This is a genomic window from Granulosicoccus antarcticus IMCC3135, from assembly GCF_002215215.1.
GTDB classification, from domain to species: domain Bacteria; phylum Pseudomonadota; class Gammaproteobacteria; order Granulosicoccales; family Granulosicoccaceae; genus Granulosicoccus; species Granulosicoccus antarcticus.
The window spans coordinates 3,891,388-3,907,354 of record NZ_CP018632.1; the positions used below are offsets into that span (position 1 = coordinate 3,891,388).

Annotated in this window: 16 protein-coding genes; 12 read left to right on the top strand and 4 right to left on the bottom strand. The window is 51.9% G+C overall.

Annotated features, from left to right (window positions below; genetic code table 11):
- Window positions 1-12: 12 nt before the first annotated feature.
- Window positions 13-450, top strand: a complete 438-nt coding sequence (locus tag IMCC3135_RS16810) for a hypothetical protein (protein ID WP_088917056.1) — start codon at window positions 13-15, stop codon at window positions 448-450.
- A 58-nt stretch (window positions 451-508) separates the two neighbouring features.
- On the opposite strand, the gene IMCC3135_RS16815 is transcribed toward IMCC3135_RS16810, so the two are convergent.
- From IMCC3135_RS16815 to IMCC3135_RS16825, 3 genes are read right to left on the bottom strand one after another with little or no spacing between them, the layout of a single operon-like run.
- Complete coding sequence (locus IMCC3135_RS16815) at window positions 509-1,507, bottom strand: tyrosine-type recombinase/integrase (protein ID WP_088917055.1); 999 nt, start codon at window positions 1,505-1,507, stop codon at window positions 509-511.
- A complete protein-coding gene (locus tag IMCC3135_RS16820) occupies window positions 1,504-2,430 on the bottom strand; it encodes a tyrosine-type recombinase/integrase (RefSeq protein ID WP_088917054.1) in 927 nt (308 codons plus the stop codon). The genes IMCC3135_RS16815 and IMCC3135_RS16820 overlap by 4 nt, the downstream gene beginning before the upstream one ends.
- Entirely contained in the window at window positions 2,427-3,305 is an 879-nt protein-coding gene (locus tag IMCC3135_RS16825; protein WP_157735833.1) for a site-specific integrase, read from the bottom strand. The genes IMCC3135_RS16820 and IMCC3135_RS16825 overlap by 4 nt, the downstream gene beginning before the upstream one ends.
- A 102-nt stretch (window positions 3,306-3,407) precedes the next feature.
- Here IMCC3135_RS16825 and IMCC3135_RS34160 point away from each other — a divergent pair, with 102 nt between their 5' ends.
- The 8 genes from IMCC3135_RS34160 (at window position 3,408) to IMCC3135_RS16865 (ending at window position 11,341) form a co-directional block, all read left to right on the top strand.
- Window positions 3,408-3,593, top strand: a complete 186-nt coding sequence (locus tag IMCC3135_RS34160) for a hypothetical protein (RefSeq protein WP_157735832.1) — start codon at window positions 3,408-3,410, stop codon at window positions 3,591-3,593.
- Window positions 3,594-3,903: 310 nt separating this feature from the next.
- Window positions 3,904-4,935, top strand: a complete 1,032-nt coding sequence (locus IMCC3135_RS16830; RefSeq protein WP_236994613.1) for a Mu transposase domain-containing protein — start codon at window positions 3,904-3,906, stop codon at window positions 4,933-4,935.
- The gene (istB, locus tag IMCC3135_RS16835) at window positions 4,922-5,731 is read left to right on the top strand and encodes an IS21-like element helper ATPase IstB (protein WP_088917052.1); all 810 of its coding nucleotides are present in this window, start codon (window positions 4,922-4,924) and stop codon (window positions 5,729-5,731) included. Before IMCC3135_RS16830 ends, istB begins: the two co-directional genes overlap by 14 nt.
- Window positions 5,728-5,952, top strand: coding sequence for a hypothetical protein (locus IMCC3135_RS16840; protein WP_088917051.1), 225 nt, complete (start codon window positions 5,728-5,730; stop codon window positions 5,950-5,952). Before istB ends, IMCC3135_RS16840 begins: the two co-directional genes overlap by 4 nt.
- A gap of 991 nt (window positions 5,953-6,943) precedes the next feature.
- Window positions 6,944-8,023 carry a TRAP transporter substrate-binding protein gene (locus IMCC3135_RS16850; protein ID WP_157736055.1) on the top strand — a complete coding sequence of 360 codons (1,080 nt, stop codon included), beginning with the start codon at window positions 6,944-6,946 and terminating at the stop codon, window positions 8,021-8,023.
- Window positions 8,020-8,649 (top strand): TRAP transporter small permease subunit, encoded by a 630-nt coding sequence (locus IMCC3135_RS16855; RefSeq protein WP_088918674.1) that lies wholly within the window; start codon window positions 8,020-8,022, stop codon window positions 8,647-8,649. The genes IMCC3135_RS16850 and IMCC3135_RS16855 overlap by 4 nt, the downstream gene beginning before the upstream one ends.
- A gap of 36 nt (window positions 8,650-8,685) precedes the next feature.
- Window positions 8,686-9,918 (top strand): ISAzo13 family transposase, encoded by a 1,233-nt coding sequence (locus IMCC3135_RS16860; protein WP_088917300.1) that lies wholly within the window; start codon window positions 8,686-8,688, stop codon window positions 9,916-9,918.
- A gap of 64 nt (window positions 9,919-9,982) precedes the next feature.
- Window positions 9,983-11,341 carry a TRAP transporter large permease gene (locus IMCC3135_RS16865; protein WP_205737572.1) on the top strand — a complete coding sequence of 453 codons (1,359 nt, stop codon included), beginning with the start codon at window positions 9,983-9,985 and terminating at the stop codon, window positions 11,339-11,341.
- 107 nt (window positions 11,342-11,448) lie between these two features.
- On the opposite strand, the gene IMCC3135_RS16870 is transcribed toward IMCC3135_RS16865, so the two are convergent.
- The gene (locus IMCC3135_RS16870; protein WP_169727476.1) at window positions 11,449-12,141 is read right to left on the bottom strand and encodes a GntR family transcriptional regulator; all 693 of its coding nucleotides are present in this window, start codon (window positions 12,139-12,141) and stop codon (window positions 11,449-11,451) included.
- Between the two features lie 189 nt (window positions 12,142-12,330).
- Here IMCC3135_RS16870 and IMCC3135_RS16875 point away from each other — a divergent pair, with 189 nt between their 5' ends.
- The 3 genes from IMCC3135_RS16875 (at window position 12,331) to IMCC3135_RS16885 (ending at window position 15,913) form a co-directional block, all read left to right on the top strand.
- Window positions 12,331-13,077 (top strand): SDR family oxidoreductase, encoded by a 747-nt coding sequence (locus IMCC3135_RS16875; RefSeq protein ID WP_088918677.1) that lies wholly within the window; start codon window positions 12,331-12,333, stop codon window positions 13,075-13,077.
- A gap of 158 nt (window positions 13,078-13,235) precedes the next feature.
- Window positions 13,236-14,441 carry an iron-containing alcohol dehydrogenase gene (locus IMCC3135_RS16880; protein WP_088918678.1) on the top strand — a complete coding sequence of 402 codons (1,206 nt, stop codon included), beginning with the start codon at window positions 13,236-13,238 and terminating at the stop codon, window positions 14,439-14,441.
- Window positions 14,442-14,464: 23 nt separating this feature from the next.
- The gene (locus IMCC3135_RS16885) at window positions 14,465-15,913 is read left to right on the top strand and encodes an NAD-dependent succinate-semialdehyde dehydrogenase (protein ID WP_088918679.1); all 1,449 of its coding nucleotides are present in this window, start codon (window positions 14,465-14,467) and stop codon (window positions 15,911-15,913) included.
- Window positions 15,914-15,967: the final 54 nt, after the last annotated feature.

Below are 15,967 nucleotides of genomic sequence, written 5' to 3' on the forward strand. Positions count from 1 at the left end.
AGGCCGAAGAGCATGAGCATCGACAAAGAAATGGAGGCGAAGATTCTGCGCTACCACTTCGTTGAACACTGGGGTGTCAACACCATCGCGGTGCAGCTGGGCGTTCATCACACCACCGTTGATCGGGTGCTGTGTCAGGCCGGGCTGCCGAAGCTGGAACGGGCACGCAAAGCCTCAATCGTTGATCCCTATTATCCAATGATTCTGGAGGAGCTGGCGAAGTATCCCAAGTTGAGCGCCACACGGCTGTTCGTCATGGCACGCTCACGTGGGTATCCAGGTAGTTCGAGCCAGTTCCGAGCGCATGTGTCGCAGCTGAGACCGAGAAAGACACCGGAGGCTTACCTTCGGCTGAAGACCTTACCAGGAGAACAAGGTCAGGTCGACTGGGGTTTATGCCGAGCTCGGCATAAACCCCACTATCCCGAGCATCAAACTATGCCGAGTTGACTCTGAGAAGCATGACAGCTGTAGGCTGCACTCCTAATCACTCGGCATAGTATTGCTCTCACAATGATTTCAAGAATTCGAGTAATGCGTCATCGGCCTTGAACCCTGCGGTCTGTGCCTGATGCGGTGTAGTTTTCGCTAGGGCACACCGTTTCATTTCCAGGTCTGCCTCGAGGTAGATCCGTGTGGTGTCGAGAGACTCGTGACCAAGCCAGAGCGCGATTACAGTCACATCAACACCTGCCTTCAAAAGCTCCATGGCAGCCGTATGTCTCAGCTGATGAGGTGATACTCGCTTGTCTTGTAACGAAGGGCACAGCGTTGCAGCCTTCCTGCAATGCTTGGACAGGAGATACTGGATGCCATCATTGCTCATGGATTTTCCACGCAAGCTGGGAAAGAGAACACCTTCTGTCGAAGTATCCGATTCCGTCATCCAGGACTTCAACGCTGTTACCGTCTCTCGTGTTAACGGCGTGTACCGCTCCTTACGGCCCTTGCCAACCACGTACACGTAGGCTCCGGTGCCTAACTCGATGTCCTTACGTTTGAGACTCGTCAATTCTGAGACGCGAAGTCCAGTCTGTACGGCGGTGATCAACCAAGCGTGATCACGCCTACCAGCCCACGTCTCCTGGTCGGGCACGGCAAGCAGGGCATCTACCTCTGTACGCGACAGGTAGCCGATCTGTCTTCGCAACGTGCGCTTGGGCGGGATAGCAAGGATACGTTGGACGAGCGCCATCCGCTCAGGTAACTCAAATGAAGAAAATCGAAAAAAGGATCGGATCGCGCTCAAGCGGAGATTGCGAGTTTTGGGACTAATACCATTCTGCTGTTCCTGCTGATCAAGAAACGCACAGATCAACGGCGCATCAATATCTTCCCATGCCAGCGCTGAAGGATCTTTGCCCAGTTCACTGCAAGCAAATCGTAGGAGTAGACGAAACGTATCTCTGTACGAGCTAATGGTGTGCGGACTCACACGCTTTTGCTGTATCAGCCGCTGACTGAAAAACTTGGTTAAAAGCGTGGGAAAAGTCGATTCAACGCTCATGATCTGCCCTCCCAGCGAGACTCTAGTCGTCGCCGCGCAGCATCCATGAGCTCGGGACATGCGCTGATGTACCAGTACGTATCCCGCACTTCGACATGTCCCAAGTACGTAGAGAGTACCGGCAGCCAACTTTGAACATCAGTGCCATCGTGGTACCAGTTCAGTAATGTCTTTACTGCGAACCGATGCCGGAGATCATGCAATCGAGGACGCCGGCGCCCCGGCTGATCGGGAAAGTCATTCGATAAGCGACGGAACCGTCGGTATATGTTGTCATAGCATGGTCTCTGTGCCTTCGCGTTGCGAAATAAGGCAACCGGCTTAAATACAGTTGTCATGCTTGTAGCGGATGAAAGGTAGTCCATCAACAGAGCTACCACCGACGGGTGCAAGGGAATCAATCGTGACTTGCCAAACTTGCTAACACGCACGTACAAAACCCCCTGCTCGGCATCGAAGTCAGCAACATCTAGTCGAAGGGCTTCGCTGATACGCAGGCCGGTTGTACAAAGGAGGCTGAGAATGCAATGAGTAGTTTTGCCTGATACTCCAGCACTATCGTCTTGTACCAGACTTCGTTGCAGCAGTTGCTTAACGTCAGCGTCACTGAAAAAGTAGGGGCTTGATCGTTGTTGGCACGCGGGGAGTAGCTGAGACGGAGGAACCTCAGAGCACTGATCAAAGGCGCGGCAATATTTTGCAAATCCGCGCACAAACCCTAAGCGGCGTGACCAGTGATTGGCCTTGACATTCTTTGGTGAGGTTGCCCACGAAATTGCTAGCTCGTTGGTGATGTGTATTGCATCGTTGAGTTCCATGAACTCGACAAACGACAAAAGGGCGGTTCCGTCTGATTGCAGTTTGAAGCCGAGACCGCGACGCATGACCAGATAGTCTTCCAACCGATCGGACAGCAGGCTCATTGGTCTTCACCTGGTAGGGGCAGGCACAACATTCGCAAAGAGTTGATATCAACCTTTGCGTAGAGCCTCGTTGTTTTAGCTTTGCGATGTCTCAGCACGGAGCCAATCTCATCCAAAGTGGCTCCACCGTTCATCATGGAGCTGGCCAACGCGTGTCGAAACTGATGAGAGCCATAGCTCGTGGTTTGTATTCCAGCACGTCTGATAGCTGCGCAAACAATAGTGCCTACTGTTGTTGGTGACCCAAGCCCTTGCATCGGTGCCAACCCACGCAGAAACAGTGCACGGCTATCGCAATGGGGCCTAGCGTGCTTTAGATAGTCTGCCAGCGCTTCTCCTACGTCGGATGTCATGGGCAACTCCGCTGGTTGGCTACCTTTACCGACAAAGGACAAGGAGCTGTTACCCCAGTCAATACTGTCCAACGTAAGGGATACAACCTCACTGGACCGAAGTCCGAGTCGAGCAAGCATCAGCAGGATCGCGTAGTCACGCAGGCCAATAGCGGTGTGTCTGGGGCAATTATCAAGCACTTGTCGAGCATGATCTGCGGAGATCGAACGAGGAATTTCACTCAACGACCAGTTCGGTACAGTAGGTACCGCACCAACCAGATCAGACTTGATATGTCCCATGTAGTTCAGATACTTGAGATAAGAGCGAATGGCAGTTGCTGCAGACTTTGCCTGTGAAATACTTACCACCGATGCTAGTTTGGTGAAGTAGCACATCACATCGGCGGCTCCTATATCGCAGCAAAAAGGTGAAACACCATCGGTATTCTTGAGCAAGAAGTCTTTTACAAATGGGCAGTACTTGGTGATAGACAGCTCAGTGATACCGACTTTGTGACGAAGGTACTGGGCATACTGCATAACAGCGATATCGACTGGAGAGTAGCTTTTAACTTGCGGTTGACATACAGGTATAACCTCAAGATTGCGCAAATGATCTAACAATCGACCAACTGATTTAACATGGCCCTGACGACTAGAGTGTTGCCACGGTTGGCAGCTGAAGAACGTTTGTTGATGCTCTGGGGTGATATCGCTCGCCAAGACATTCTGGCGTTGCAGCCAATTGCTAAACCTGGCAACAACACGAAGCTGGCAATGGATAGAGCGTTGGCTAAATCCCTGCTTCTCAAGACTGAGAATAAGTGACTGGCGAAACTGCGAGATCGGACCTTCGATCTCATGTAAAAGATAAGCACGTTGAGCTGATGCTGTAGTCATGACGGTCCTCCATCCGCGAATGCGGAAGTGAACGAGGAAAATACTATGCCGAGTGATCTGTAGTACAAACTGCAGCTGCCATGCTTCTCAGAGTCAACTCGGCATAGTTTGATGCTCGGGATAGTGGGGTAGCTTCGGACATCTGCAGGTCGGCCGTGCTCGTCGCCCATTGATGGCCTTTGTTGTGGTGCTGAGTTGGAGTCGTCGGATCTTTTTGCGCTTTTATCTCAATCAACGCATGGATAATTTCCTGCGAGGGCACGTGGCGGCCTTCACGCAATGGAACGCACTTCCCCGGATCCTGTTGTACGACAACCTGAAGTCGGCGGTGCTCGAGCGTCAGGGCGACACCATCCGTTTTCATCCGACGCTGCTCGAGTTATCAGCACACTACCGCTTCGAACCAAGGCCATGCGCGCCATATCGAGGAAATGAGAAAGGACGCGTCGAGCGTGCCATTCGCTATATCCGCGACAACTTTTTTGCCGGTCGTCAGTGGACGGATCTGGACGTTCTGAACGCCGAGGCAAAATTGTGGTGCGAGACAACGGCCTCTGAGCGACGGTGTCCTGAAGACCCGGATATGAGTGTCGCAGAGGCCTTCGAACAGGAGCGCCCTGCGCTGATCGGACTGCCCGACAATCCATTCCCCACGCATGAACGTGTTGAAGCACGCATTGGCAAGACACCCTATGTTCGCTTCGATTTAAATGATTACTCGGTTCCGCACACCGCCGTACGTCGCGGCGCTACCGTGACCGCCACGCTCAAGACGGTTGCCGTGTTGCAAGACGGTCTCGAGATCGCCCGCCACCAACGTACCTTTGGCAAGGGGGAGCAGATTGAGAATCCGGAACATGTAGCTGCCCTGATCGAACGAAAAAGACAAGCCCGTCACCACCGCGGCCAGGACCGATTGGCCAAGGCGGCCCCCTCGAGTGTGGCGTTCCTGTCAAAGGCCATTGAACGAGGTCATCGCCTGGGCTCAACCATCACAGAGCTTGAAAATTTGCTGGATCAATACCACGCCAGCGAACTGGAAGCGGCTCTGGCCGAAGTGCTCGATCACGATGCCGCACACCCGCAGAGTGTGCAACAAGTGCTTGAGCGGCGCCGCGAGACGCGCAACGAGCCGCCACCGCTGGCAATGCCGTTGACGCGGCACGAGCAGCTGCGACAGCTATCGATGCGTCCAGCATCGTTGGCCGGCTACGCCCACTTCACGGACACGAGTGCCGATAAAGAGGAACAAAACGATGACAACTCCTGAGATACCACTAGATCATGCGGTACTGAACAGCCGCGTTGCAGCTCTTCAATGGCCGGGATTACTAGCCCACTGGGATGAGCTTGATGAAGCCCAATTGAACTGGATTGCCACGATGGTCGGATGGGAGGAAATTGAACGGCGCCGTCGAGGGCTTGAGCGCCGGTTGCGGCATGCGCATCTGGGGCGGTTCAAAATGCTGGCCGACTTCGACTGGACATGGCCTGAGCGCTGTGATCAGACGGCCGTTGCCGAGATGATGAAGTTGGACTTCATTAAGGAGTCCACCAATCTACTGCTGGTCGGCAACAACGGTGTTGGCAAATCCACCATCGCACAAAATATTGCACACCAGGCTGTCTTGCAGGGGCACAGCGCTTTATTTATCAACGCCGCTCAGATGCTGGGAGATCTGGCTGGACGAGACAGTGACAGTGCGCTGCACCGACGGCTCAAACACTACGCCCGTCCGGACGTCCTGGTCATCGATGAAGTGGGCTACCTCAGCTACGCCAATCGCCATGCCGATCTGTTGTTCGAGATCGTTAATCGACGCTACGAACTCAAGCCAACCATTGTTACAACCAACAAACCATTCAGTGACTGGGGCGAGGTCTTCCCTAACGCTGCCTGTGTTGTGTCGATCGTTGATCGCCTCGTTCATCACTCACAGGTTCTGCTCATTGAGGGCGAATCCTATCGCATGCACGAAGCCAAACAAAGGGCTGACAAGCAGAAACGCACCCGAGCAGCCAAGAAAAAAACGAAACCCATTACACCAAGAGGGATCGACTCATGAACATAAAGGCACTCGATGTTGCGTACTACTGGTCGCCCAGAGAAGCCGCCGCCATCCTCGACTATCTGGACCGACTGCGCGATCTGGTATGGGATCTCTACGGCGAGGAGATCATTGAACTGCGACAGGTTGAGGATGAAAGTGGCGAGGAGCCAATTGAAGAGGCAGGCAGTGATCATGTGCCTGACTCTCAGCAACCGTTCAACTTTGACAACTATTGAAATTGTGCCGGAACCGGTCCGCGGCAAATAGCCGCGGGTCTACGTCGGCACTAACACCGCAATGTTAATTGCGGCGAAACGTTGATATTCCTTTATCTGCCCCGGCATTGACCGTATCTTTTTCTTCACTCAAGTAAACATTTTTCTGTTCTCGGCCTCAGCGCACAACGATGCTGGCTCTCTCGCCCAAGCTAAATGTAATGTTTCGATTCTGAAGCTCGCAAGGGAGAGTAGCGGTTGTGAGGGCAGGCCGAACTGGTAGTTGAGCGAATGAGCGAACTCGTGGACGATCTGATCCGCACCACGCCACGTAGTGTCGTTCTTCCGACTCTCAACCCCTTTGTCACGGATCATCTCCTCAGTTTTGGACAAGGCCCGAGTAAGCGTACACGGGGCTTAGCTGGTCGAAATTCTGGATAGGTTCAACTGGGACGAATATCGAGCAACTTCAGCGGTAAATATCGATTACCGAATGAGATGTTGAGGGCGCCTGGAAGCCTCGGTTTCAGTGACATTTCACTTGCTTAACGTACGATAATTTTCGTTTCCTGTGTCGACCCCTTATAGCGTGAAAAACAGACAACATTTGTGTGTTTTTTAGTGAATAAAATCAGACGCTTGATCTAAATAAGTGTCTGATTTATCACGAATGGTGGCCGTACCTCGGCACTTTGTCGACTGAGAGGCTATGTGCTTGCGAACGAGAAGGAGTCCATATACGTGTGAAATGGACTATTGCTGAGCGTAGCGTGGCCAGCGCCTGTATTCCCAACATTCAATAAACGATTCCAGTCCCGTGAGGCGAGAGGGTTGACAGAATGGTTTTGTCACGCTAATATTATTCCATTAATCCGATCCGATCGGATATATTATGTGTCGTACATCAAGTGAAAGGATTTGCGGTTGGTACAAATATACTAAAAACCCACTGCGCGACACGGGACGTTCTGCTCGGGCAGATTCATCTAGCTGGAATTGGAAGAGGAATACCATGTTTAAAAGCAAGCATCGAGTGAGGTCTGTTGGTGGATTTTTTGGGGTGGCAAGTATTGCCTGCTCCGCCATTTTTGCAACACCGTTAGTTGCTCAAGATAAAGTGACGAAACTGGACATCGCAAGCGTCTTTGGAACCAGTAATTATCTAGGCCAGAAGGCTGAAAAAATCGCTGAAGATATTAAGGCTATCAGTGGCGGCACATTGGATATGCGAGTACACAATCCGGGCGATCTGGTACCAGCACTAGAAGTATTCAACTCTGTTTCATCAGGTGCTGTCCCTGTAGGCTTTGATTGGCTAGGTTACTGGGGAGGTACTATTCCTGTCACTGGCCTGTTCGGTGGATTGCCTTTTGGTCCAAATGCTGAAGTGTTTAACTCATGGGTATTTGATGGCGGTGGTGTAGAAATACTGCAGCGAGCATATGATCCCTACGGCGTTCATGTGGTTCCTTGCATGATTTCTCCTCCTGAAACTGGCGGATGGTATTCCAAGGAAATCACAGGGCCAGAAGACTTTGATGGCCTGACTATTCGAATTGCTGGTTACGGTGCTAAGGTTCTAAGCAAGCTGGGCGCATCGACTCAGCTTATTCCTGGCGGCGAAATCTACCTTGCACTAGAGCGTGGTCGTATCCAGGCTGCAGAATTTGCCACTCCGATGATTGATATCGCGATGGGGTTCGACGAGGTTGTCGATCACTATCACTTTCCGGGCTGGCACCAGCGCTCTAACTGGGATTCGTTGATTTTCAATCAAGAAGTTTGGGATGAATTAAGCTCAACCCATCAGTTACAAGTAGAGCTTGCATGCCGAGCCAATATTCAGCGCGCATTATCAGATCATATGCCGCTGCAGGCTGCTGCTATGGATACATTCAAGGGGAAGGGTGTGCAATTTCACCGTTTTTCGGATGAAACGATGGAAGCGTTAAGCAATGCATGGGACGAGGTGCGTACCGAAGAGTTTGCTAAAGATGAGTTGCTTCAAGAGGCATACGACTCGTTGATGAAGCATGCGGCCATGTTTGCAGAGTGGGACAAGCTTCAAGATCTGAGTTTCGCGCCAGAGTGAGAAAGGCTACCGATGCTGCACGCAGCGCGGTCCTCTGCGATAAGCTGGCCCGACCATTGATCCGATTGGGAGTGGTGGTTGGTCAGCTGAGCAGTTGGCTTGTCCTTTTCGTTATGTTGTCAGTTCTGGCAACCGTTGTGCTGAACACGCTTGGTCTTAACGAGATCATACGCTGGGAGGGCGATGTACTTCTACTCGGCGATGCGATCACTATCAATTCGATGACTGAGTTGCAATGGCATTTTTTTGGAGTTCTGACATTGTTGGGGGCCACCTACGCCCTGCATCGTGACTCGCATGTCAGGGTAGATCTTGTCTATCACAATTTAAGTCCTCGGGCTCGTGCAATTGTTGATGTAATCGGACATGTTGTTTGCTTGATTCCATTCTGTTTGATCATTGCTTGGCTGTCGATGCACTCTGTGCGCATGGCCTATATATCCGGCGAAATGTCGAATTATGGTGGCCTGTCAGACAGGTATTTGATCAAGGCGATGCTGCCTATTGGCTTGGTATTTCTAGCAATCGGTGCAGTAGGGCAGTTGCTTGCCAAGTTCGCCATCATCATTGATCCGATCAATTTTGGACACGCTTCCACACTAACTAAGGGTCTGTGCAAATATTAATATTCAAATTATAAGAATATCTGCTACGCTCAGCACATGAGCAGAGAAGAATTGTCGCGCAAGCGTCTCGTAGATAAAATTGGTTTGAAATATTCGCAAATCCTTCCCTCACTCGACGAACGAGGCCGGCGCGAATGGGCTGCCACCGAGGCGATGGCATTGGGTCACGGCGGCATCACGATCGTTCACGAAGCAAGTGCCCTATCGATGCCTACTATACGTAGCGGCATCGCCGAGCTGATGGAGCGCAACGGCGGCGCGATTGAGTCTCCGCGTCGAGTTCGTCGTCCGGGTGCCGGACGCCCCTCGAAACTTGCCGAAGACCCCGAACTGCTCGGTGCTCTGGAGTCGCTTGTGGAGCCGGGCACACGCGGCGATCCACAGTCGCCGCTGCGTTGGACGACCAAGAGCGTGCGGGTGCTCGCAAACGAGCTTGGCGCGGCAGGGCATTCAGTGAGTTTCCGGAGCGTGTCGACGCTGCTCAAACAGTTGGGCTACTCTTTGCAAGGCAACGCAAAAACGATCGAAGGAGCTCAGCATCCAGACCGCAACGCGCAATTTCTATATATCGCCAAACAGAGCAAGCGACACATAAAGGCTGCACAGCCTGCGCTGTCGGTAGACACGAAAAAGAAGGAGCTTGTCGGAGCCTTCAAGAACAGCGGCCAAGAATATCGCCCCAAAGGTGAGCCGGAGAAGGTCAAGACCCACGATTTCAAGGGTGAGCTTGGCAGGGTGGCTCCGTACGGCGTTTACGACATCGCGGACAACGACGCCTGGGTGAACGTCGGGATCAGTGCGGACACGGCCGAGTTTGCGGTGCAAAGCATCCGCCGCTGGTGGCAGACATCCGGCAAGGCACGTTACGGATCGGCGCGCGAGATTTTTATCACCGCCGACTGCGGGGGCAGTAACGGTTACCGCAGCCGGCTCTGGAAGCTTGAACTTCAGGGGCTCAGTGACGAGCTGGGTCGATCAATCAGCGTCAGCCACTTTCCGCCGGGCACGAGCAAATGGAATCGAATCGAGCACCGACTCTTCAGCTTTATCACCATGAACTGGCGCGGCAAGCCGTTGTACGATTATCGCACGGTAATCGAGCTGATCGGAGCGACGAAGACAGAACAAGGACTAGAAGTACGCTGTGAGCTTGACACAAACACCTACGAGAAAGGGCGCAAGGTAACGGACGAAGAAATGGAGTCAATCAACCTGCACCCCCACAAATTCCATGGCGAGTGGAACTACACGATAAAACCACGGGAATAATGCAACTCTGTGTAATTGAATAGTTATTTATGCACAGGCCCTAACGTAAACCAACAGGTGTCCAGTGATTGAATTCGTTCAACAGTACCCCTTGGCAATACTGATGGTTGTCTCGCTTTTGCTGGGGATTTTCTCTGGATATCCGGTGGCGTTTTTGCTGGGCGGTATAGGCATTGTGTTTTCGTTTATAGGCGACATTCCGGTAGCCTTTCTTGGCACGGTCAGCTCTCGAATTTTCGGTGGTATTATCGAAAATTGGCTGTTACTTGCGGTGCCGCTCTTCGTTTTCATGGGCCTGACACTTGAACAATCCGGGGTAGCCAAGAATTTACTGCTGACGCTTCAGCGTCTGCTGGGGCGAACGCCCGGAGGTTTGGCAATATCGGTTGCCATTCTTGGCGTGGTAATGGCAGCTTCCACGGGCATTATCGGGGCATCGGTAGTGATGCTCGGGCTATTGTCGCTGCCGGTCATGATGAAGCAAGGCTACAAAGCTGAGATGGCGTGCGGTGTTATTGCAGCCTCTGGTACGCTTGGTATCCTCATTCCGCCATCGATCATGCTGGTGATCATGGGCTCCATTCTGCAGATATCTGTCGGAGATTTGTTCAAGGCTGCGATTATCCCAGGTCTGCTTCTGGGAGGGCTTTATATTACGTATATTTTCGTGACTGCATCAATCAAGCCTGAATGGGCACCTCCGGCCAGTGAGGCGCCGGAGGATATAGATGACACGCCGCTCTATTTTGCCTTGCTGCGAGATCTGATGGGGCCGTTGTTCTTGATTGCCGCGGTTTTGGGGTCTATCATCATGGGGATAGCGACACCAACTGAGGCTGCCGCGATCGGAGCCGTTGGTAGTCTTTTGTTAGCGGCAATGGCGCGACAACTGAACTTTGAAAATCTCCGCACAACGGTGCGCAACACGTCCAACACATCGGCAATGATTCTATTCGTTGTGATTGGAGCGACTTGCTTCTCAGTGATATTCAAGCGCCTTGGCGGTGATTATATGATTGAACAGCTTATCACTGGCACAGGCTTCGGGCCATTTGGTCTTTTGATGCTGATAATGGGGATTATCTTTGTTCTGGGATTCTTTCTGGAATGGATCGAGATCAGCTTTGTTGTGCTGCCGTTGGTTGCGCCTGTTATTGAAACGCTTGATTTCGGCCTTGGTCTTAGTGGGCAAGCGGTTCTTGTGTGGTTTGCAATACTGATTGCAATAAATTTGCAGACAAGCTTTCTGACACCACCTTTTGGATACGCATTGTTTTATCTAAAAGGGATAACCGGTGGGGAAATTAGCATAGGCACAATTTATCGATCAATCATCCCCTTTGTTTTGCTTCAAGTGACGGGTTTGGCTTTGTGTATTTACTTCCCCGCCATCGTGCTGTGGCTGCCAGGCCTCATGCCCTGATTTTATTAAGATAAGGCTGGTCGATATCAACCGCCAGATGCTCAACACCTAGTACCATTTGGTGTCGAGCTTCTGGCTAAGCCGAGACATTGGTGTTTCTTTTTGCATCACTCCCCAAAGTAGGGGACCATGCGCTTGAAGGAGGCTTCTATATGATTGAACATTGCATCTCTAGCGAGAAGAGCCTTTCTCTTTATTACGGCGTTAAATATTGCACGGTGCTCCACGATTGCCTCTTCGGTTACAGTGTGGTGATTGCGCAACCGAAACAAATGAGTGTGTGTATGTAGTTGCTCAAGTGCATGGGTGGTAATGCTATTGCCCGCTTTCTCTGCGATCCACATGTGAAATTTCCCGTCATCCACCGCGAACTGACCATAGCGCAGATTGAGCTCTTTTTGAACAGGGTCTTCCATTCTAGCCATCAAAACTTCCAGCTTGCTGACGTCTTTCTTGCTCATGTTCTCAGCTGCCATACGCGCAACTTCGGGCTCAACAAGTAATCTGAATTGGAAAATATCCTTGTAGACTTTAGCCGAAGGCAGCGGCGCTGTTGAATAACCAACGTTCTGTGCCTTCACCACCAATCCTTGTGCCTGTAATCTAACCAGTGCTTGCCGAATTGGAGTTTGAGACACCTTAAGATCACGCCCGAGAGCATCCACTGACAGGCGGCTGCCTGGAGGGGTCTTGGGCGAAATTATTAGCGCAAGAATTTTCTCATAGACCGTCTCGGCCAGTGATGCTCTGCGCGGCACCGGCGAAAGTTTCACGGCAGATTTCCCGACTTTTTCTGACATAAGATTTCTTTTATAATCCTTCATTCAATGTGCAGGAGAATATACAAGGATACGCTCTTTTCGGCCAGCCGTGATCCGATCGGATGTACTATTGATGCAAATGTGTGCTTGTTCCATGCGCAAGCAGTCCGGTGAGCAACGCTTTTATTGATTAGTAGCGCTGCTATAACGTAAAAGAGGGATTCTGAATTGGATAAAACTGTTCTTATAACGGGTGGCAGTCGCGGCATTGGCGCCGCCACAGCCGTTTTAGCCGCGCAAGTTGGATATGATGTGGCAATCAACTTTACCGCCAATGAGGCCGCTGCGGAAGAGGTTGCGAAGCTTGTGCGCGCAACTGGACAGCGTGCCATGACAGTTCGCGCTGATGTGTCGAAAGATAATGACGTCATCAAAATGTTTCAAGCCATCGACAATCAGCTTGGCAATCTGAGGGCGTTAGTTAACAACGCGGGTATGGTTGATACGGTTTGCCTGGTTGAAAACATGTCTGTCGAGCGGGTTCGACATCTGTTCGATGTGAATGTCATTGGCACCTTTGCCTGCGCCCGTGAAGCCGTTCTGCGCATGTCGCTAAAGCACGGCGGTAGCGGCGGCGCAATCGTGAACATGTCATCAGTGGCAGCCCGTTTGGGTGCGCCAAACGGGGCGGTGGACTACGCGGCAACCAAGGGGGCGATAGATGTTTTCACCAAAGGCCTGGCCATCGAGGTGGCTGCGCAGGGTATCCGTGTTAATGCTGTCAGGCCCGGGCTGATCGATACGGATATGCATGCCTCGCAAGGTCAGCCTGATCGGGTTAGAGAGTTGGGGCCAACCGTTCCGATGGGACGCTATGGCACTGCGAATGAAGTCGCCGCCAGTATTCTATGGTTGTTATCCGATGCTGCATCGTACGTCACCAGTACGATAGTTGATGTCAGTGGTGGACGTTAATAGCACAACCAGCCCTCGCCAGTAACTCAACAGTTTTAGCTTGACTGTGACGGAGTAGAAATATACTATTCTTTATATCTAGATACGATCGGATCGGATGTTTGATATTTTTACAAATTTAAAACCCAAATGTGCGATTAATGTTGAGGAGTAAACAGATGAACTATCACTTAGGTGTAACGCGGGCACCAAGCAGTATTCTTTTCGGTGTGGGCCAGCGTCACGCTTTGGGACGTGTTGCACGTCAGCATGGTACGAAGACCTTGGTCTGCACCGATGAACGATTCGCGGATAGCGAGGAAATGCGTGATGCACTGGCCTCACTTAAAGATGCAGGCGTCGAGGTCAAGGTGTTCTCTAGCACGTTACCGGAGTTACCTATTGAGAGCATTATGGCCTGTGCTCAAACTCACGCAAACTCAAAAGCGGACTCGGTGATTGGGGTGGGCGGAGGTAGTTGTCTGGATATGGCTAAATTCGTTGCACTCTTGCTAACTCACAAGGGTGGGTTGTCGGATTACTACGGTGAATTCAAAGTACCTGGCCCTGTTATTCCGGTCATTGCAGTACCGACTACCTCGGGCACAGGGTCAGAGGTGACACCAGTTGCTGTGGTGGCCGACAATTCGCGAGACCTGAAAGTCGGCGTATCTAGTCCTTTTCTGATACCACACTCAGCCATTTGCGACCCCGAGCTGACACTGAGCTGCCCTACCTCACTTACCGCCGTGGCAGGGGCCGATGCCCTTACCCATGCAATTGAGGCTTTTACCGCCGTTGCTCATGAGCCTACGCCATCAATCTCTGGCGAACGCGTGTTTGTCGGCAAAAATATTCTGAGCGACTATTACGCGCTCAATGCAATTCGAGAAATTTCTGCCTCGTTGGCTAATGCTGTCAGAGAAGGCAGCGACCTTGAGGCGCGCACCCGCCTGATGCTCGGCGCCTTGTTTGCAGGCCTTGCCTTTGGGTCGGCTGGCACTGCTGCGGCTCATGCAATCCAATACCCCATAGGCGCAATTACCAACACACCACACGGGTTGGGCGTGGCTACTTTAATGCCCTACGTGATGCGATTCAATCTGGCTTCTCGGCAGAATGCTTTCGCCGAGGTTGCGCGCGCGATGGGGGCTGATTCTGGTAGCACACAAGCTTTGGCGAACGACGCGATTGATAGAGTCACCATGCTTTTTTCGGAGATAAAAATTCCTGTGACACTTGCAGAGCTCGGTGTACCTGCAGATCGATTGGAGTGGGTAGCGACACAATCGATGAGTGCTGCTCGGTTGATCAACAATAATCCGGAGTTGCTTGATCACGCCGGTGTTTCAAAAATTATCGCGGCGGCTTTTGCCGGAGCTTGAATGATTAACAAAGGAAATTTCTGATGCGACTCGAGAGAACAGACATGAAGACGGACCTGTTTATCGGAGGGGCTTGGTTAGCAGCTTCGGGTGGAAACCGTATCGACGTGATCAATCCATCCACTGAGGAGAAACTGACGGCAGTGGCTGACGCTACAGTCGAGGATGGCCTGAAGGCCGTTGATGCAGCAGCAGATGCAGCAGCAGACTGGGCGCAAACCAGTCCCCGACATCGAGCAGATATTCTGCGCAAATGCTACGACTTGATGATGCGCGACAAAGAGTTCTACGCAAGGCTTATTTCACTTGAGAACGGCAAGTCACTCAATGACTCGCGTGGTGAAGTCGGTTATGCCGCCGAGTTTTTCCGCTGGTACTCTGAAGAAGCGGTTCGCATCATTGGTGACTTTGCAATCGCACCCAGCGGCACAAATCGCATGCTAGTGCAGCATCAGCCAGTTGGTATCGCGCTGTTAGTGACGCCATGGAATTTTCCAGCAGCTATGGCCACACGCAAAATCGGTCCTGCATTGGCTGCAGGGTGCACATGCGTGTTGAAGCCTGCGACCGAAACACCGCTAACCGCCTATGCAATCGCTGCGTTAATGGCCGAAGCGGGGGTGCCCGATGGTGTCGTCAACGTCATCACGACCTCGAGCTCTGGAAAGGTGGTCAGCGCCATTATGGATGATCCGCGTGTACGAAAAATTTCTTTTACAGGCTCCACAGAAGTGGGCCGTATCCTTCTCAAGAAAGCGTCCGAGTCAGTGATGAACTGCTCGATGGAACTGGGTGGGAACGCACCCTATATTGTATTCGATGATGCCGATCTGAATAAGGCTGTCGATGGCTTGATGATCGCCAAAATGCGTAACGGTGGCGAGGCCTGCACAGCGGCCAATCGCATCTATGTGCAAAGTGGTGTGTATGAAGCTTTCGCCAAAAAGCTCAACGATAGAATGGGCGCAATGAGACTGGGCGCTGGTGAGAGTGAGGATACTGAATGCGGTCCAATGATCAATGCCGATGCAGTCGAGCGGATTAACGAGCTCGTCCAGGATGCAGTTGAAAAAGGCGCTGAACTGATGCTGGGCGGGCAGAAAGAGAAGCGGCAAGGTTACTTCTACCCACCAACTATTATTGTGAATACCCCTAGCGACGCCAAGTGCCTGCATGAAGAGATCTTCGGACCTGTCGTGCCGCTTGTATCCTTTGATACAGAGGAGCAGGCAATCGCTGCTGCGAACAATACCGAGTATGGATTGGTAGCCTATGTGTACACTCAGGATCTTGCGCAGGGCTTAAGAGTCTGTGAACAAATAGAGGCTGGCATGGTAGGACTGAATCGCGGTTTAGTATCTGACCCAGCCGCGCCTTTCGGTGGGACCAAGCAAAGCGGGCTGGGCCGAGAGGGTGGTCACGAGGGCATGCTCGAGTATCTGGAAAAGAAATATATCGCGGTGGATTGGTAGTCTGCAATGATGTTTAAGAATTGAAGTTCAAGACAATGACGCTTGAGAAATAGA